We start from the raw sequence: 18,989 nt of genomic DNA on the forward strand, positions 1-18,989 counted from the left end.
TTATTTTTTAATATAATACAAAAGTAGTGTTTATTTGGCAATTACACCACTTATTCAAATTCTGACTGCAAGATCTGAACCACTTCTTTAATGGTTTCCTCTTCTAAGTCGGTGCGTTTAACCAAATCTTCTACTGTAAGTGCTAAAACACTCTTAGCAGTATCGCAACCGATAGCCTTTAATTCATCAATGATCCAGCTGTCAATCTCATCTGAGAATTCCTCTAAATCAACATCCTCGTCGTTTTCTTCTCCAGCTTCGCGATACACATCAATTTCGTAACCAGTTAATTTACCAGCCAGTTTAATGTTATGTCCGCCACGTCCGATAGCCAATGAAACCTGATCTGGTTTTAAATAAACAGATGCATGTTTTGTTTCATCATCTAATTTAATAGACGTGATTTTCGCCGGGCTTAAAGCACGGGTAATGTATAATGAAATGTTATTTGTGAAGTTAATCACATCAATATTTTCGTTTTTCAATTCGCGAACGATACCATGGATACGTGATCCTTTCATACCCACGCAAGCACCTACCGGATCGATACGGTCATCATAAGATTCTACCGCAACTTTAGCACGTTCTCCTGGTTCACGAACAATTTTCTTAACGGTAATTAAACCATCAAAAATCTCCGGAACTTCAAGTTCGAACAAACGCTGTAAAAACTCAGGTGCTGTTCTTGAAATAATGATCTTCGGATTTGCATTGATCATTTCTACTTTAGAGATTACTGCTCTCACAGAATCACCTTTTTTGAAATAATCTGCAGGAATCTGCTCCGTTTTTGGCATTAAAAGTTCATTACCTTCATCATCCAGAACCAGGGTTTCTTTCTTCCAAACCTGATAAACCTCACCGGTAATAATTTCACCAACACGGTCTTTATACTTTTTGAAGATCTCGTCTTTTTCTAACTCTAATACTTTAGAAACCAAAGTCTGGCGTGCTGCTAAAATTGCCCTGCGCCCGAAACTCTCTAATGTAATCTGCTCAATATAATCATCACCAACCTCTAAAGTCGGGTCAAACTGATGTACATCAGCAAGTTCAATTTCTAAATCATCATCTTCTGAGAAACCATCCTCCATGACTTTTCTAGTTCTCCAGATTTCCAAATCCCCGTTATCGGGATTTACAATCACATCACAGTTTTCGTCTGTTCCGTATTTTTTACGCAACATACTACGGAAAACCTCTTCCAACACACTGATCACCGTAGGGCGATCTATATTTTTAAAATCCTTAAACTCCTGAAAAGAGTCGATCAAATTAATTGTTGTAGTACTCATTTTACTTAAATGAAATTAACACACTGGTTTCTAATATATCATTAAGCGACACTTCAGTTTGAACTAAAACCGCTTTTTTCCCTTTTTCCTTAACCGATTCCTCCATCAGCAGGTTATTTTCTGCAACTTCTAAAAGTTTCCCTTCCTTCTTCCTGCCGTCCTTTAATTTCAGACTTAACGTTCTGCCGATATTTTTTTGATACTGACGGATCAGTTTCAAAGGCTCACCAACTCCGGGAGAAGAAACTTCTAAATTATAAGCCTGTTCAATTGTATTTTCCTCTTCTAAATGAAAACCAACATGCCTGCTTATGTCCACACAATCCTGTATGCTAATACCTTCGTCACCATCAACATGAATAATTAATTTATTGTTTGGCAACATTTTCACATCAACCAGAAACAGTTCTGGCCGGTCTGCAATTTTTTCCTCTACGAGGTCAGCAACTCTCTTTTCTACTTGCATATTTTAACCTGATTTCATAGAAAAAGGGGACATTGTCCCCTTCTCTTTTCTTCGATTACGATGCAAATGTAATAATTTTTTTATAAAATTTCAATAGTTGACTGAATTATTATACTGATTACTACCGCTTAAGAATTTGTTTTTGCGGCTGCAGGTTCTGTTTGATGGTACCAGAGAATAGTTTACTCACGGTAGCAAACTCAGCACCGATAAAACTCTCAACCAGATATCTTTTATTTTTCTTAAAAGGCTGATCTGGCTTAAACAAGATGGAATCTCCCTGAAGCACATAATGACCCTTTACCACAATTTCATCCTGCAGGCTATCCAGCTCGCCTGGCAAGGCAATCACTGAAAGCAGGTTTGATGAATCAAGGTTTTTTGAATAAACATTTTTGACCTGAACAAGACTGGCATCACCAAGATTGTTAAGAACAATTGAAGTACTATCTATCGAAAACTTAATGACTGCTTTGTTGTTTCTTCCTGAGCAAGAAATAAAAAATGCAGCCACTATAAAAATGATCAGTTGCTGATTTAAATTTTTAACCATTGTCAAATTTAACATTATGAGATTAATTATCGAGATCCTTTTAATGGGACTAGCCTTTTTTATCGGCGCAAAATTAGTTCCCGGCGTAGAAGTAGCGGGCTATTCGAGCGCCTTGATTGCCGCAATTCTAATCGCCCTTGCAAATGCAACAATAGGGTTTATCCTGAGGCTATTAACCTTCCCGATTAATTTCCTAACACTAGGATTGGTATCATTCATCATTACTGTGTTAATGATTCTTCTGGTAGATAGCATGATGACCTCATTCAATACATCTGGTTTCTTTGCAGCAGCCTTTCTGGCGATCATTGTAGCCCTGATAAAAGCGATATTTGGCGCAATTGCCGGAGAAAAGGAATAGTATAAACTGGGCGTGAAAAACAGGAAAGTTTAAACGCCCAGCCTTAGATTATCTGATCACCTCACGAGATATGACCATTTTCTGGATTTCAGAGGTCCCCTCGTATATTTGTGTAATTTTTGCATCCCGCATTAAACGCTCTACATGGTATTCTTTGACAAAGCCATAACCCCCATGAACCTGTACGGCTTCTATGGTCACATCCATAGCAACTTTAGAAGCAAAAAGCTTGGCCATTGATCCCGCCTGAGTATATGGCAAACCCTGATCTTTAAGCCATGCCGCTTTGTAAACCAATAACCGGGCAGCCTCGATTTGTGTAGCCATATCAGCCAGTTTAAATGCAATTGCCTGGTGTTCAGAAATTGGCTTACCGAATGACTTACGCTGCTTTGCGTACTGCGTAGCCAGTTCAAACGCACCTTGAGCAATGCCTAAAGCCTGGGCAGCAATACCAATACGGCCGCCTTCGAGTGTTTTCATGGCAAATTTAAAACCAAATCCATCTTCACCAATCCTGTTTTCTTTAGGCACCTTAACATCGTTAAACATCAACGAATGGGTATCAGAACCCCGTATGCCGAGCTTGTTTTCCTTAGGACCAACGGTAAATCCTGGTGTTCCTTTTTCCACAATAAAAGCATTTATCCCTTTGTGTTTTAATTCAGGATGGGTTTGCGCAATAACAAGATAGGTTGAGGCTGTTCCACCGTTCGTAATCCAGTTTTTTGTTCCATTAAGTAAATAATAATCGCCCTTATCTTCGGCAGTTGTGCTTTGCGAAGTGGCGTCCGATCCTGCCTCAGGTTCTGAAAGGCAAAATGCTCCGATCTTTTCTCCTGAAGCCAATGGCTTTAAATACTTTTCCTTTTGTTCTTCTGTTCCGAAAGCTTCCAGTCCGTAACACACCAGCGAATTATTCACTGAAACCACTACAGATGCTGAGGCATCAATTTTGGAGAGCTCCTCCATTACCAATACATATGAAATGGCATCCAGGCCGCTTCCATTATATTTTTCATCAACCATCATCCCCAGAAATCCCAGTTCACCAAGTTTTTTAACCTCCTCTGCCGGAAATTTCTGATGCTCGTCTCTCTCAATCACCCCGGGTTTTAATTCCTGCTGCGCAAAATCGCGGGCGGCCTGCTGGATCATTAATTGCTCTTCACTTAATTCAAAATGCATAACATTTATATATAAAAAGGTTAGTAAATCAAATGTATGATTAATAGATCAAAAATACTATGGCTGCATAGTATTTTTTGACGACTTTTTAACTAAACAAATACTAAAGGAGCGCCGAAGAAGGGGGTACAAAATGTTAGGTTTCACTTTTAATGTCAGATTTGTTTTCTGGTCAGCACCATGATTAAGCTCACACTTCCTAAAACCAGGACCAATAATACCTGAGAGGAGTGAATAATGGCAGCATAAGCTAAACCGTCTTTAAAAGGCACAGTGTAAAGCACAAGCGATTGCGCAACCATCCAGTGAAACACGCCGATACCACCCTGAACAGGGGCCGCCATAGCAAAACCTGAGAATACAATAGCTGTAGCGGCAACGCCGACTCCCAGCTGAGCTGTCGATTGTAAAGCGAAAAAGCAGGTATACATAGACAAGATGTAAAAAAACCATATCGACAATGTATAAATCCAGAAAATTCCTTTCTGGTTTAGTTTTTTATAAGAACTAAAACCCTGCCGAAGGCTGATAAATAATTTCAGCAGTTTCCGCCCCACCTTTTGCCTTAATAAATAAAATACAAAGCCGCCCAGAACCACCATAATTAGCAAAACTGCGAGGAACCACCAGTAACTTATATGATCAAACCTGTCCCTGATATTCTCAACTAATATTTTTTGAAAAAACGAACTCAGCTTATCGTATTGAAAAAAAGTGATACAAGTTGCACTGGCTAACAACATGCCCATGTCAAACAGCCTTTCGGTAATGACCGTTCCGATGGAGACAAACATGGGAACTTTATTTGTTTTATGAATAACCGAGCAACGCCCGATTTCACCAAACCGCGGTAAAGCTAGATTTGCCAGATAACCAATCATGACAGCATGATAGATATTATTGATACCTATGTTATATTTCATTGACTGATATAGCAACTGCCAGCGCAATGCTCTCAATACATGCGCAGCCAGAACAGCTGCCATGGAAGCGAGAACCCAGAAATAATCAGCGGATTTAATCTCCCACCATAAACTTCGTAAATCCTGACCCCTAAACGCTAAATAAAGTATCCCTACACCCAATGAAAATAAAAGGAGATACTTCAGAGCCGTTTTGAGGTCGAAAGTCACAAGGCTATTTTAGCAAGTGGTTATTATCATCAGGAAAAACTAAAATCGGACTGTATTTTTTTGCTTCATCAATTGGCAGGGAACCATAAGACATTATGATTAAGATATCACCCAACTGAGCCAAACGGGCTGTAGCTCCGTTTAAGCAGATGGTACCTGTACCGCGTTCTCCTTTAATTACGTAAGTTTCAAAACGGGCACCATTATTATTATTAACGATCTGCACCTTTTCATTAGCGATAATGTTAGCTGCATCCATTAAATCTTCATCAATCGTAATACTGCCTACATAATTCAGTTCAGCCTGTGTTACACGAACACGATGTATTTTCGATTTTAATATTGTAATAACCATGGTGCAAAGTTAACTATTTAATGATCATATTATCAATTAGTCGGGTTGAACCTACTTTGGCCGCCACCAAAACCACCAGACTATTTTCCTCTTTAGATTTAGCAGGTTCGAGGGTATGTCCATTTGCGATGGTAAAATAATCAAGTTCAACACCCTCAATCCCTTGATAAAAGGCCTTACCTTGTTCTTCAAGTTCATGAATAGTATATTCTGCCCAATGATCAATAACGAATTGAAGTGATTCGCTGAGTACTAAAGAATGTGCTCTGTCGGCTGTAGAAAGATGGATATTTCTGCTGCTCATCGCCAACCCGTCATCTTCGCGGATAATGGGACATGTGATAATCACAATAGGCAACTTGAAATGATCCAGCATATTCTTAATCATAAGCACTTGCTGGTAATCTTTCTGTCCGAACATGGCTAAATCCGGTTCAACGGCATCGAATAGTTTTTTCACAATCTGAGTTACCCCCTGATAATGTCCTTTCCTAAATGCACCTTCCAATAGGAATTCAGCATTCCCCAAATCGATGTGCCATTTCTCATCGGCTCCCTGAGGATACATCTCTTCCACATTTGGCATAAAGACACCATTACAGCCAGCTTCTGCAAGCATAGCCAAATCATGTTCTATCGGCCTTGGATATCTCTCAAGGTCTTTTGGATCGGTAAACTGCGTAGGGTTGACGAAGATGCTACAGATAATGATATCTGCATTTTCCTGCGCCAGTTTAATGAGTGAAATGTGTCCGTTGTGCAAAGCACCCATAGTAGGCACAAGCGCAATTTTTTTACCTGACGCTTTTAAGGGTGCAATAAAAGCCTTAAGTGCTGATTTGGTTTTAAATACTTCCAAAGTCGACAATCTAAATTAAAGCCGTAAAGGTGTAAATTAATCTAAATGAAACCAAACAATACTTGCCAATCTTGATAAATAGTATTATTATACTTATCTTTGCGGCTCATTATCTTTTATTTAACTTAATATTTTCTTAAAATATGGAGATGGCAAAAACGAAGCTGCTGATTGTTACACACGAGATGTCGCCTTTCCTCGAGCTTACTAAAATTTCTGAAATTACGCGTCAATTACCACAGGCCATGCAAGAGAAGGGATTCGAAATCCGCATTCTAATGCCCAAGTTCGGTAATATCAACGAGAGAAGAAATCGTTTACACGAAGTAATACGCTTGTCTGGAATGAACATCATTATTGATGACAATGATAACCCTTTAATTATAAAAGTAGCCTCCATCCCAGCTGCACGCATGCAGGTTTATTTCTTAGATAACGAAGAATACTTCCAGCGCAAGCAGGTATTCAGAGACGCTAGCGGTAAATTCTTTGATGACAACGATGAGCGTACCATTTTCTTCTGTAAAGGTGCATTGGAAACTGTAAAAAAATTAGGCTGGGCACCGGATATCGTTCACTGCCACGGCTGGATGAGTTCTCTTGTTCCTGCTTACATCAAAACTACTTACAAAAACGATCCTACTTTCAAAAACTCAAAAGTAGTTTACTCTATTTATGAGGATTCATTTGCTGAGAAACTGAATGCCAACTTTGCGAAGAAAGCAGTAATGTCTAACATGACAGAAGAGGATACTAAAGCATTCCTTCCTTCAGATTGCAATAGCATGCACATTGGCGCTGTAACACACTCTGACGCAGTCGTTTTAGCAGATGAAAACCTTGATAAAGATGTGTTAAAATTTGTTAAAGATTCCAATAAGCCAACATTAGCGTTTAACTTAACCGAGAATTTTGAAAACTTCTATACTTTTTACGAAGAAATTTCAAATGATGAATTGGTTTCAGTTGCTTAATTAGGTATTATTATTTTAAATATGAAATTTACAAAACAAGACTTATTAACCCTGTTGATAAGTCTTTTTCTTTTTGCATCGTGTAAGAATCCCGATGGCGTTGGTTTAGACATTGATTCGAACACGGCCATCACCGGCAATCTGGTTGTATCTAACGTGACCACGCAAATCGTTAAAGAAGCAGATATCAGTACAATTGCACTTGCCCGCTACCCTATAGGCTACATTACTGATCCTGTTTTTGGTAAAACTGAAGCCAGCATTGCGATGACAGTTGCGCCACCAACTAGCCTTACTCAGGATTTCGGAACCTCTCCAACTCTTGATTCTGCGGTATTGGTGTTAAGCCTTCCAACTACCGATGCAGTAACTAAATTCTACGGTGACACCACCAGTTCAATTTACAGTGTTGACATTTATCAGTTAACGAATAATATCACCAGATATAAAAACTCTGACGTGCAGGCGCACAACAGCCAGCTGCTGGGAAATTTCAGAGGTAAAATAAACCCCAATACCCCGGTAAAAGTTTATGACATTGTTACTGCTGCTGCAGACACGGTTAAAACGATGCCTGCGCAGCTGAGGATCCCGTTGAATAAGGCTTTTATACAACAACAGATCATGAACCTGGCGATAACCAACTTCACTACCAACGCCAAGTTTGCTAACATTTTCAAAGGGTTATATGCGCAGATCAACAAAACGACGTCCAGTGGTACCGGAGGAATCGCGTTCATTGACTTTTCAAGCAGCACTTCTTATTTGCAATTGGTATATAAGCATACCAACACTTCAAGCGGCATTGATACTACATCTGTTAACTTCCCTATCGGAACCAGTTCGACGGCTTTACCGATTACTGCTACGATTAGTCATGACTATACCGGAACACCTGTTCAAACTCAACTATTAGCCCCAACAGCTGATTATCAAACTACCTATCTTCAAGGATTGGTAGGTGTTAAAACAAAAATTAAATTCCCTGATCTGGCTAAGTTCAACAGTACATATGGAAAATCAGTGGTAAACAAAGCTGATCTGATTATTGAGCTGGGTAGCGGAACTTCAGTTTATCCTTTCCTGGCTGCACAAAGGTTATCCTTATACAGATGGGACCTTGCCGAACAACCGGCTAATATTTCAGACTATACAAGTTACGTTGCCAATAGTACACCGGCTTTGTTTGGTGGTTATTTCGATTCCATTAACAACAGGTATATTTTTAACGTAACCAATTACGTGCAAACATTAATTGATGGAACAATTGAGGATAATGGCACCTTTCTGGCACCAACATCTTATACCTTATTCGAAACTACTCCCACCGCCACTTCAGCAGAGAGAGCAATTATCGGAGCCAAAACTAATACAACGAACAAAATTAAGCTGAACATTTATTACACGAAAATAAATTAGGACTTAAAATTAGCATTCCAAAAGCCAGCGTATCCCCGATATGCTGGCTTTTTTTTACAGATAATTTTCATGGAAAATTCATTTAAGTCAAACGTTTGTTTTAGTATGTTTACACAATTAAAATTTTAAAACATTATGTGTGGAATAGTAGGCTATATTGGCTATAGAGAGGCTTGGCCAATTGTATTAAAAGGCCTTAAAAGACTAGAGTACCGGGGTTATGATAGTGCAGGTATCGCATTGATGAACAACAGCGGTCAGCATATTTATAAAAAAGCTGGCAAAGTTGCCGTATTGGAAGAATTTGCAGAAAACCATGATAAATCCGGTACCATTGGAATGGGGCATACCCGCTGGGCTACACATGGTGTCCCATCCGACAGGAATTCACATCCCCACACGTCAAACAACGGGCAGCTATCCATCATTCATAATGGAATTATTGAAAACTATGCTACGCTGAAAGAGGAGCTTAGCAGACGTGGACACACTTTTAATAGTGATACAGACACTGAAGTACTCGTACACTTAATTGAGGAGATACAAAAGATTGAGCACATTGACCTGCTGGAAGCAGTACGTTTAGCATTACACGAAGTAATTGGTGCTTATGCCATTGTAATCATGGATAAGAGTAATCCTGATCGCCTGATCGCTGCGCGTAAAGGTAGTCCGATGGTGATTGGTGTAGGCCAAGGTGAATATTTTATTGCATCAGATGCAACACCTATCATTGAATATACTAAAAATGTAATCTATCTTAATGATAATGAAATCGCTTTGATTACGAAAGACGATTTGTTGGTTAAGCGCTTAGATAACGTGGTGCAAACCCCATTTGTACAGGAACTGCAGCTACAGCTGGAAATGCTGGAGAAAGGTGGCTTTGATCATTTCATGCTAAAAGAGATTTACGAGCAACCCAGATCAATTAAAGACTGCATGAGAGGACGTATCTATCCTGAAGAGGGTTACGTTCAACTGGGTGGTATTAAGGAATTCTCAGAGAAGCTTAAAAATATCGACAGGATCATCATCGTAGCATGCGGAACATCGTGGCATGCCGGTTTAGTAGGCGAATACTTAATTGAAGAGTATGCCCGGATTCCGGTTGAGGTAGAATATGCTTCTGAGTTCAGGTATCGTAACCCTATTATTACAGAGAAAGACGTTGTTATAGCTATCTCCCAATCCGGAGAAACGGCTGATACCATGGCAGCGATTGAAATGGCAAAAGAACGTGGTGCAACTATCTTCGGAATCTGTAATGTGGCAGGTGCATCTATTCCACGCTTAACACACGCCGGTGTATATACCCATGCAGGCCCCGAAATCGGTGTAGCGTCTACCAAAGCTTTTACTGCTCAGGTAACAGTACTTACACTGATGGCATTTTACATGGCACAGAAAAAAGGAACCATTACCACATCCAAGTTGATTGAACTATTAACGGAGCTGGACAATATTCCTGATAAGATTCAAATCGCCCTGGAATCAAATGACTTGATCAAAGAAGTTGCAGAAAAAATAAAGGACTCCAGAAACTGCTTATTTTTAGGCAGAGGCAGCGGTTTTCCGGTTGCACTTGAAGGAGCCTTAAAGCTTAAGGAGATCTCCTATATCCATGCAGAGGGCTATCCGGCAGCCGAAATGAAACATGGCCCTATTGCGCTTATTGATGAGGAAATGCCTGTGGTATTTATTGCCACACAAAACTCCTCATATGAAAAAGTTATCAGCAACATACAGGAAGTTAAAGCCAGGAAAGGTAAGGTGATTGCAATTGTTACACAGGGTGATACAGAAGTAAAGAAAATGGCAGACTATTGCATAGAAATACCGGATTCAGATGAAGCATTTTTACCTTTGTTAGCAACCATCCCACTGCAGTTGTTATCGTATCACATCGCTGTAATGAGGGGATGCAATGTTGATCAGCCAAGAAACCTCGCGAAATCGGTTACTGTTGAATAATAAATGAAAGACCATAAAAAAAGCTACCTGAAGAATATTCAGGTAGCTTTTTCTATATAGATTAAATTTTAGAATGGAAGATCCCCGTTCTCATCAGATGGACCAATCGTAAATTCATCCTGTATTTTAGGTTCAGTGTTTTGAGGAAGAGCTGCAGTTACAGGACTTTGTTCGAAATCACTTTTCCTTCCCAGCATGGTAAAATTTTCTGCAACAATTTCAGTTACATATTTTTTCACTTTTTCTTTGTCTTCAAAAGACCGGGTTCTTAACTTTCCTTCTATGTAAACCAGTTTACCCTTTTGTAAATACTTAGAAGCTACTTCAGCCAGACCGCGCCAAAGCACGATGTTATGCCACTCTGTTTGTTCTACTCTTTTACCATCTTTATTGTAAGTTTCAGAAGTAGCTAATGGAAAACTTGCTACTGTTACGCCTCCTTCTAAATGACGTACCTCTGGGTCTTTACCCAAATGGCCTACTAAAATAACTTTGTTAATGCCCGACATAAATATTTTGGTTAGTTGTTTTTTTACCCTTTTCCGCTAAAGATGGTTAGTTATTCCAACTTTTTTCCGTAGAAGTATTCCTGCACAAAATCATGAATAACTTTCGGTTGCGGCAACTCATCTAGCTTCCTTAAAGAAACCCAATTAAGTTCCTTTTGTTTATTAAAGTTAAATATATAATTTTTTAATGCAAAAAATTGTATATGGATTATTTGGTGAGTCAAAACATGTTTTTTAGTTGTCAAAAGAGTATATTCAGCATGGCTGCCGAACATTGCACTGACCCTATCAAGGAAACTAATGTCAGAAATAAGTTGAGGCTCTTTGGTATCGATACTTGGAAAATCGTATAAATGCTGCCACACATCTCCTGCTTGTCGTTCGCGTACCAGTATTTTATCATCATGCTGACAAATAAAGTAGCTCATGAACCTATGCTTCGGAGCTGCCTTTTTAATTTTAACAGGTAACTGATTAACGGTATGATGACTGAATGCGTAACACGATAAATTAACCGGACATACGCTACAGTTTGGCGATTTCGGCTTGCATTGCAATGCCCCGAATTCCATTATTGCCTGATTATAAAGTGCAGGATCTTCCTGATAAAGCAGCTCATTTGCCAGCATGAAAAAGGTCTTCTTACCTGCCGGAGAATTAATAGGGGTATCAATACCAAAGTATCTTGAAAGCACTCTAAAAACGTTTCCATCTACCACAGCCCGGGGCTCGCCAGACGAAAAAGACGAGATAGCTGCAGCTGTATACTCACCAATCCCTTTCAGTTTTAAGAGCTCATCATGCTGGTTTGGGAAGATTCCCTGATAATTCTGCATTACAATTTTGGCAGTTGCATGCATATTCCGACCTCTTGAATAGTAGCCCAATCCTTGCCAGAGTTTTAAAACCCTGGCCTCTTCTGCACCTGCAAAGTCGGCTACAGTCGGGAAGTTCTGAAGAAATTTATTGAAGTAAGGCATACCCTGTTCAACCCTTGTTTGCTGAAGTATAATCTCTGATAACCAGATGGTATATGCATCATTTGTGTGCCTCCATGGCAAATCCCTTTTATTATTTTGATACCACTTTATCAGTTCTAGTTGGAATGTCATTGCTGCAAATTACGGTGTAATTATTGGTTTAAAAAAAAACTTGCAATTGGATGATGAGCACCATGATAAAAAAATCATCTTTTATTTTCCTATCTCATTAAAAAGCAATACTTTTGCAACCCCAAAACAGTTATAATATTAAAACACAATATATATAAATAAGTAAATATGACTAAGGCAGATATTATTTCAGAAATATCAACAAAAACCGGAATTGAGAAGGTTGATGTACAGGAAACAGTTGAGGCATTCTTCAAAGTTATCAAAACTAGCATGATTGGCGGTGAAAATGTATACGTTAGAGGCTTCGGAAGCTTTGTTGTTAAAAAGAGAGCGCAGAAAACTGCCAGAAATATCTCGAAAAACACTGCAATAATTATCCCAGAACATTTCGTACCTAGCTTTAAACCAGCAAAAGTATTCGTTGACAAAGTTAAAAGTAACTCAAAAAAAATCAGCGTAGAAGCTTAAGTCGTCATTATGAATAGCAGCATCAGATCAAAACAAATCATCATCATTGGAGCGGTTGTATTGTTGATTGCTTTCCTATTCACAAGAGACATTAAAGGTTTAGTAAAACCAACTGAAGAAAATGGCAAAATGCCCTCAACTGGTCAGGTATCAGATGCAGGTGCTGCAAGTCCTTCAGCTTTAAGTATCGAAACTTCATCTACAGCAGCAAAAAATGTACTTAACAAAAATTTAGCTACAGATATTACTGCCTTAGAGAATAGTTATAAAGGTGCTTCGGGTACAGAAAAAACCGACCTTGCAAAACAGCTGGCCCAGAAGTGGGATGATGTAGAGCAAATTACCCCATCGGCACTTTATTTAGAGGTTGTTGCGGAAAACGAACCATCAACAAAAACATGGTTGGCTGCAGGTAATCAATTTATAAAAGCCTTTGAAAGTACGCAAGATAGCCTGGCACAACCTGCATTATTGCAAAAAGCCAATACATCTTACAAAAATGCATTAGAGAAAGATTCAACAAATATTGAGGCTAAAACAGGATTAGGAGTAACGATTGTTAATGGCTTAGGGGCACCAATGCAGGGAATTGCAATGTTACTTGAGGTTGTTGCGAAAGAACCTAAAAATGTTAAAGCTAATATGAACCTGGGTTTATTCTCTATTAAATCAGGTCAGTTTGACAAAGCAATTCCACGCTTCAAAACGGTTATTGCTCAATCTCCAACGCCTGAAGCTTACTTTTACCTGGGCACAGCCCTCGAAAATTTAGGCAAAAACAAAGAAGCAGTTGAAGCTTATTTAAACAGCAAAAAGTTAGCGGCTAACCCAACCTTATCATCATTTATCGATAAGAAAGTGGCTGAACTAAAAAATAAAATTTAATAAACAGATTAATAAAAACATTTAAAACTTAAAACTATGCCAAGCGGTAAAAAAAGAAAAAGACATAAAATGGCTACCCACAAACGTAAAAAACGCCTAAGAAAAAACAGACATAAGAAAAAATAATTTCTTATTTTGATAAAACCCTTCTAAACCTCATAGTCGATACTATGAGGTTTAAAGTATTTATACGAATTTCCATTCGTGCTTATACCTGGGGCAATATCAGTTTTTCAATTTTACGATCCATTTGTTAACAGGCGGAAGCCTTAAATCTGTAGCTGTTGGTAAAAGAATTAATGATCAATTCGACTCCTGCCGGAGTTACCATAGCTTTAGTTGAAGACAAGCAACTTGTTGAGCTTCATAAAGAACAAATAAATAACAATTACGCCGTAGGCGACATTTATTTAGGCCGCATAAAGAAAATTATGCCAGGTTTGAATGCTGCGTTTGTGGATGTTGGTTATGAAAAAGATGCATTCCTGCATTATTTCGATTTGGGCCCTCAGGTGCAATCTTTAATTAAGCTGACGAAGATTAAGCGTAATGGTTCGGTAACTGGTACACTATTAGATAATTTAAAGCTGGAAGCCGATATTAACAAGGCTGGCAAAATTTCTGAAGTGCTTGCCAAAAACATGCTCATTCCAGTACAAATTGCCAAAGAGCCAATTTCTACTAAAGGGCCTCGTTTAAGTTCCGACCTATCAATCGCCGGCAGGTATGTGGTATTGGTGCCATTCTCCAATACCATATCCATATCAAAGAAAATAAAAAGTAATACTGAACGTAATCGTTTAAAAAAGATTATCGAAAGTATTAAGCCTCAAAATTTTGGGGTAATTATCAGAACGGTTTCTGAAGGCAGAGGAGTTGCCGAAATGCAAAAAGATCTGCTTGATCTGATTGCAAAATGGGAAAGCTTTATCAAGAAGCTACCTACAGCCGAACCCTCAAAGCGAGTTTGGGGCGAAATGGACAGATCATCTACGTTAATTCGTGATATTCTGAATCCTGATTTCACAAACGTTTACGTGAGTACACCGGAATTGTACGACGATATACGTTCTTATGTACACGATATTTCTCCGGAAATGGAAAAAATCGTTAAGCTTTATAAGCAAAAGGAACCTATCTTCGACCATTTTGGCATAGAAAAGCAAATTAAAAATGCTTTCGGAAAAACTGTAAACTTACCCGGGGGTGCCTATCTGGTGGTAGAACACACCGAAGCACTACACGTAATAGACGTAAATAGTGGAAACCGCACGGCCAGTAAAGAGAATCAGGAAGAGAACGCTTTACAGGTAAATAAAGAGGCGGCAAAAGAAATTGCCCGGCAATTACGCTTGCGTGATATGGGCGGCATTGTGGTAATCGATTTTATCGATATGCATAAGCCAACAAACCGTAAATTACTATTCGATCATTTGCGTGAGCTGATGCTTTTGGATAGAGCAAAACATACCATTTTACCACCGAGTAAATTTGGTTTAGTGCAAATCACCAGACAACGTGTTCGTCCGGAGATGAATATTGTAACGGTAGAGAAATGTCCGGCCTGCGATGGGACCGGAGAAATTAAAGCGAGTATCGTTTTAATGGATGATATTGAGAATAACCTTAATTATATTTTACGTGAGCAAAATGAAAAAGGAATAACACTTTGTGTTCACCCTTACATTGAAGCTTATATTACAAAAGGTATTTTTAACTTACAACGCCGTTGGTTCTTTAAATATGGCCAATGGATTAAAGTTAAAGCACAATCATCATATTATTTAAATGAGTTTCATTTTATTTCATCAAAAGACGAGGAGATTAAACTGTAATTCAAAGTAAATTATCAAAAAGCCTGAATCATTAGATTCGGGCTTTTTTGTTAAATAACTTGCTTACTATATGCAACCTGATCTGGGAGAAGAGGTTTATTGTTCAAAAAAATAAAAACAGTTTCAACCCTGAAAGCTTAAATTCGTAGTCTAAATCAATATTCAATTGGCAAAATCAAAAACAGCATATTTCTGCCAGAGTTGTGGCTATGAGTCGGCAAAATGGCTAGGTAAATGCCCGTCATGCGGACAGTGGAATACCTTTGTAGAAGAGATTGTAGAAAAAAATTCTGCTGCTGTTCCGGCATGGAAAACAGAATCAACTACCAGAAAGGTAAGTAAACCCAGTAGAGTAGATGAGATAAAATCATCCGTAGAGCGCAGAATATTAACGGGCGATAAAGAATTAGACCGCGTCCTGGGCGGTGGATTAGTAGAAGGTTCACTGGTTTTGATCGGAGGTGAGCCAGGCATTGGTAAATCTACACTTATGCTTCAGCTGGCACTAAATCTGAAAGGTAAAAAATTACTGTACATCTCAGGTGAAGAGAGTGAGCAACAGATAAAAATGAGGGCAGAGCGGATTAAAGAAAGTCCTTCTTCAGACTGCTATATATTAACCGAAACCTCTACCCAAAATATCTTCAAACAAATCGAAATACTAGAGCCGGAAATACTGGTTGTTGATTCGATCCAAACCTTGCACTCCTCACATATCGATTCCACGCCAGGCAGTGTATCGCAGGTACGGGAATGTACTGCCGAATTGCTGAGGTTTGCCAAAGAAACTGGTGTTCCGGTTTTTCTAATTGGGCATATCACGAAAGATGGCGCCATAGCAGGCCCAAAGATACTGGAGCATATGGCTGATACCGTATTGCAATTTGAAGGCGACAGGCATCATGTTTACCGCATTCTACGCTCAGTGAAGAACCGGTTCGGAGCAGCTGCCGAACTGGGTATTTACGAGATGCAGGGAAGTGGGTTGAGGGAGGTATCAAACCCGTCGGAGATCTTACTTTCGCAAAGGGATGAAGAGCTCAGTGGCATTGCTGTTTCAGCAATGCTCGAAGGTGCTAGGCCCATGTTAATTGAAACACAGGCGTTGGTAAGTGCCGCGGCGTATGGCACACCACAACGATCAGCAACCGGATTCGATACTAAAAGAATGAATATGCTTCTCGCGGTGCTGGAAAAGCGTTGCGGGTTCAGACTAAGTACTCAGGATGTTTTTCTCAACATTGCAGGTGGTATAAGAGTGGGAGACCCGGCAATTGATATGGCAGTATTAATTGCCATCATATCCTCCCATCAGGACATTCCAATTTCCTCGAAAAACTGCTTTGCTGCGGAAGTTGGACTATCGGGTGAAATAAGAGCTGTGAATAGAATAGAACAGCGGATAGCAGAAGCTGATAAATTGGGCTTCGAAACCATTTATATTTCAAAGTATAATTTAAAAGGAATAGATTTTTCTAAATACAATCTCGAGATTAAAGCGGTGAGCAAAATAGAGGAAGTGTTTGAAATGATTTTCGGATAGAATAAGTGGGGAATATGGGGAAATTTTTCACCTATTTTTCATTAGAATCTAAATAATTCCACAATAAATATTGAATTTTTCTTTGGCATGTCTTCCGTTAAAAACATTAAACAACTGTTTATCAATACATTATATTACAATTAGGTAAATTATAAAAAACTGGATTGGCATTTGCCTAATGTATTATGTTCGCGCATCATGGGATGTGATGGCAACAATAGGGATGATTTTCCCCGTTAGCGATCGCTAGCGGGGATTTTTTTTGTATTTAATATTAAGATAAATTTTAAATAACTTTGAAATAGAGAAATAACAGGAAAATACATCGAACCATGAAAAAGATCATTCTAAGTTTAAGCTTTTGCTTGTTAGCAGCCCTGGGCTTTTCCCAAACTGCATATACCGGCCAGAAATTTGGTGAAGAAGTGAAACCCGGAGAGGTGAAGCCTGCTGCTAAAATGGAAGCAGCAATGGGCGAGAAGAAAGCTGTTGACATGAAAATTGAGGGAAAGGTTGTCGACGTTTGTAAAAAGAAAGGATGCTGGATGGCCCTGGAGATGCCGAATGGCGATCCAATGCGCGTTACCTTCAAAGACTACGCTTTTTTTATGCCGATGGATATCGTTGGTAAGAAAGTAGTTTTGGATGGAATTGCAAAGAAACAAACGATATCTGTAGAAACCTTACGTCATTACGCAGAGGATGCAAAAAAGACTCCGGAAGAGGTAGCGAAAATTACCGACCCTAAAAAAGAACTTGCATTTGAAGCAAAAGGCGTAGTGATCCTTGATAAATAACGGAATATTTTAAGCAAATAAAAATGCCCCATGCTTAAAAAGTCTGGGGCATTATTTTGTAAATGGTAAGTCCTCTATAAGACCCAGTTCCAGCGGAATTCATCCGGAACTAGTCCGTAACGGATGTCATTAAGTTTTTTAGCAATGCCATTTGATATGTGTCTTGTTGAAGGGTCTGTTAATTGATAAACCTCACCTTTGTAACCAATTTGGCCAACGTGAGTTACTGTTGCGGCAGTACCCGCAGCAAAAGCCTCAGTTAAACTGCCATTCTCAATACCCTCAATGATTTCTTTAACAGAAACTCTGCGCTCCTCCACCTCTATACCATCTCGTTTAGCCAATTGAATAATCGTGTCGCGGGTTACACCGTCTAAAACAGTACTCCGAACCGACGGTGTAACCAACTTGCCATTGATCACAAAAATTAAATTTGCGGTTCCAGCTTCCTCAATATATTCATGCGCGACCGAATCCGTCCAAATCAACTGATCAAAACCTTCTTTTTTCGCCTGCTCAAAAGGGTATAATGAACGTGCATAGTTTCCTGCTGTTTTCGCGAAGCCAACACCACCATCATCTGCACGGGTATACTCGGTTTCAATTTTAACTTTCAACGCAGAACTGTAATAAGGACCGGTAGGCGTAGTCAACAGCGCAAATTTATAGGTATCGGAAGCCTTCACTCCAAGATAGGGATCGGTAGCGAACATTACAGGACGGATGTATAAAGCATAATCCTCCTGATCCGGCACCCATTTCTCGTCTACATTGATTAAAGCAGCTAAACCTTGCATGAAGATTTCTTCCGGCACAGTTGCCATCGACATTCTTTGTGCAGATTTATTAAATCTTTCGAAGTTCTTATTTGCACGGAATACACTAATTTTCCCATCGGGCTGACGGTAGGCTTTTAATCCTTCGAAAATTGCCTGACCATAGTGCAATGCAGATATCGCCGGACTCATTGGAATGGGACCATAAGGAAGAATTTGTAGATTTTTCCATTCGCCATCTTCAAAATCGGCGGTAAACATGTGGTCGGTAAAAACTTTACCAAAGGGTAATTGAGAAAAATCAGTAACAGTCAATCGGGTTTGATCGGCTTTTGTGATTTTTATATCTAGGGTCTCGGTCATGATATAGAAATTTTGAATGAGTGAATAACAGGATGAATAAGTGTAAATGATCACACTCAACAGCTCAATACCTCACTAATGCTGTCAATAATTATTTTGCGCAAATTAATAAAAATGATGC

General features: G+C 39.1%; 19 protein-coding genes. 9 read left to right on the top strand and 10 right to left on the bottom strand.

The genetic code is table 11. From position 1 onward, the window contains the following. Positions 1-50: 50 nt before the first annotated feature. The 3 genes from nusA to R2Q80_RS06700 all read right to left on the bottom strand — a co-directional run bounded on the left by nusA (position 51) and on the right by R2Q80_RS06700 (position 2,314). Positions 51-1,295: a transcription termination factor NusA gene (gene nusA / locus R2Q80_RS06690; RefSeq protein WP_047800038.1), complete on the bottom strand. Its 1,245-nt coding sequence runs from the start codon at positions 1,293-1,295 to the stop codon at positions 51-53. Between the two features lies 1 nt (position 1,296). Then, positions 1,297-1,761, bottom strand: coding sequence for a ribosome assembly cofactor RimP (gene rimP, locus R2Q80_RS06695; protein ID WP_316798858.1), 465 nt, complete (start codon positions 1,759-1,761; stop codon positions 1,297-1,299). A gap of 121 nt (positions 1,762-1,882) precedes the next feature. Then, positions 1,883-2,314: a hypothetical protein gene (locus R2Q80_RS06700; RefSeq protein ID WP_316798859.1), complete on the bottom strand. Its 432-nt coding sequence runs from the start codon at positions 2,312-2,314 to the stop codon at positions 1,883-1,885. Between the two features lie 16 nt (positions 2,315-2,330). On the opposite strand from R2Q80_RS06700, the gene R2Q80_RS06705 reads away from it, so the two are divergent. After that, positions 2,331-2,675: a phage holin family protein gene (locus R2Q80_RS06705; protein WP_047800035.1), complete on the top strand. Its 345-nt coding sequence runs from the start codon at positions 2,331-2,333 to the stop codon at positions 2,673-2,675. A 48-nt stretch (positions 2,676-2,723) separates the two neighbouring features. Here the strand turns inward: R2Q80_RS06705 and R2Q80_RS06710 are convergent, their stop codons facing one another. The 4 genes from R2Q80_RS06710 to panC all read right to left on the bottom strand — a co-directional run bounded on the left by R2Q80_RS06710 (position 2,724) and on the right by panC (position 6,210). Further along, positions 2,724-3,863: an acyl-CoA dehydrogenase gene (locus R2Q80_RS06710; protein WP_316798860.1), complete on the bottom strand. Its 1,140-nt coding sequence runs from the start codon at positions 3,861-3,863 to the stop codon at positions 2,724-2,726. Between the two features lie 155 nt (positions 3,864-4,018). Beyond that, entirely contained in the window at positions 4,019-4,996 is a 978-nt protein-coding gene (locus R2Q80_RS06715) for a lysylphosphatidylglycerol synthase transmembrane domain-containing protein (RefSeq protein WP_316798861.1), read from the bottom strand. Positions 4,997-5,000: 4 nt separating this feature from the next. Next, positions 5,001-5,351: an aspartate 1-decarboxylase gene (gene panD, locus R2Q80_RS06720; protein ID WP_316798862.1), complete on the bottom strand. Its 351-nt coding sequence runs from the start codon at positions 5,349-5,351 to the stop codon at positions 5,001-5,003. 13 nt (positions 5,352-5,364) lie between these two features. Next, positions 5,365-6,210 (bottom strand): pantoate--beta-alanine ligase, encoded by an 846-nt coding sequence (panC, locus tag R2Q80_RS06725; protein ID WP_316798863.1) that lies wholly within the window; start codon positions 6,208-6,210, stop codon positions 5,365-5,367. Between the two features lie 149 nt (positions 6,211-6,359). Between panC and R2Q80_RS06730 the strand changes: the two genes are divergently transcribed. From R2Q80_RS06730 to glmS, 3 genes are all read left to right on the top strand, one after another. Next, a complete protein-coding gene (locus R2Q80_RS06730; protein WP_047800394.1) occupies positions 6,360-7,184 on the top strand; it encodes a glycogen/starch synthase in 825 nt (274 codons plus the stop codon). 21 nt (positions 7,185-7,205) lie between these two features. Further along, entirely contained in the window at positions 7,206-8,603 is a 1,398-nt protein-coding gene (locus R2Q80_RS06735; RefSeq protein ID WP_316798864.1) for a DUF4270 domain-containing protein, read from the top strand. Positions 8,604-8,738: 135 nt separating this feature from the next. Continuing rightward, positions 8,739-10,577 carry a glutamine--fructose-6-phosphate transaminase (isomerizing) gene (glmS, locus tag R2Q80_RS06740; protein WP_316798865.1) on the top strand — a complete coding sequence of 613 codons (1,839 nt, stop codon included), beginning with the start codon at positions 8,739-8,741 and terminating at the stop codon, positions 10,575-10,577. A gap of 68 nt (positions 10,578-10,645) precedes the next feature. On the opposite strand, the gene R2Q80_RS06745 is transcribed toward glmS, so the two are convergent. After that, positions 10,646-11,086 (bottom strand): single-stranded DNA-binding protein, encoded by a 441-nt coding sequence (locus tag R2Q80_RS06745; RefSeq protein ID WP_316798866.1) that lies wholly within the window; start codon positions 11,084-11,086, stop codon positions 10,646-10,648. 50 nt (positions 11,087-11,136) lie between these two features. Beyond that, positions 11,137-12,198, bottom strand: coding sequence for an A/G-specific adenine glycosylase (gene mutY / locus R2Q80_RS06750; RefSeq protein ID WP_316798867.1), 1,062 nt, complete (start codon positions 12,196-12,198; stop codon positions 11,137-11,139). A gap of 168 nt (positions 12,199-12,366) precedes the next feature. Here mutY and R2Q80_RS06755 point away from each other — a divergent pair, with 168 nt between their 5' ends. The 5 genes from R2Q80_RS06755 (at position 12,367) to R2Q80_RS06775 (ending at position 17,729) form a co-directional block, all read left to right on the top strand. Beyond that, the gene (locus R2Q80_RS06755) at positions 12,367-12,669 is read left to right on the top strand and encodes an HU family DNA-binding protein (RefSeq protein WP_010601128.1); all 303 of its coding nucleotides are present in this window, start codon (positions 12,367-12,369) and stop codon (positions 12,667-12,669) included. 9 nt (positions 12,670-12,678) lie between these two features. Then, positions 12,679-13,554, top strand: coding sequence for a tetratricopeptide repeat protein (locus R2Q80_RS06760; RefSeq protein WP_316798868.1), 876 nt, complete (start codon positions 12,679-12,681; stop codon positions 13,552-13,554). A gap of 284 nt (positions 13,555-13,838) precedes the next feature. Next, positions 13,839-15,389 (top strand): Rne/Rng family ribonuclease, encoded by a 1,551-nt coding sequence (locus R2Q80_RS06765; protein WP_316798869.1) that lies wholly within the window; start codon positions 13,839-13,841, stop codon positions 15,387-15,389. 166 nt (positions 15,390-15,555) lie between these two features. Beyond that, positions 15,556-16,932 (top strand): DNA repair protein RadA, encoded by a 1,377-nt coding sequence (radA, locus tag R2Q80_RS06770; protein WP_316798870.1) that lies wholly within the window; start codon positions 15,556-15,558, stop codon positions 16,930-16,932. A gap of 332 nt (positions 16,933-17,264) precedes the next feature. Further along, on the top strand, positions 17,265-17,729 hold the full coding sequence (locus tag R2Q80_RS06775; RefSeq protein ID WP_316798871.1) for a DUF4920 domain-containing protein: 465 nt from the start codon (positions 17,265-17,267) through the stop codon (positions 17,727-17,729). A 74-nt stretch (positions 17,730-17,803) separates the two neighbouring features. Here the strand turns inward: R2Q80_RS06775 and R2Q80_RS06780 are convergent, their stop codons facing one another. Beyond that, positions 17,804-18,868, bottom strand: coding sequence for a branched-chain amino acid aminotransferase (locus R2Q80_RS06780; RefSeq protein ID WP_316798872.1), 1,065 nt, complete (start codon positions 18,866-18,868; stop codon positions 17,804-17,806). Positions 18,869-18,989: the final 121 nt, after the last annotated feature.

The organism is Pedobacter frigidisoli, from assembly GCF_032678525.1.
Lineage (GTDB): Bacteria > Bacteroidota > Bacteroidia > Sphingobacteriales > Sphingobacteriaceae > Pedobacter > Pedobacter frigidisoli_A.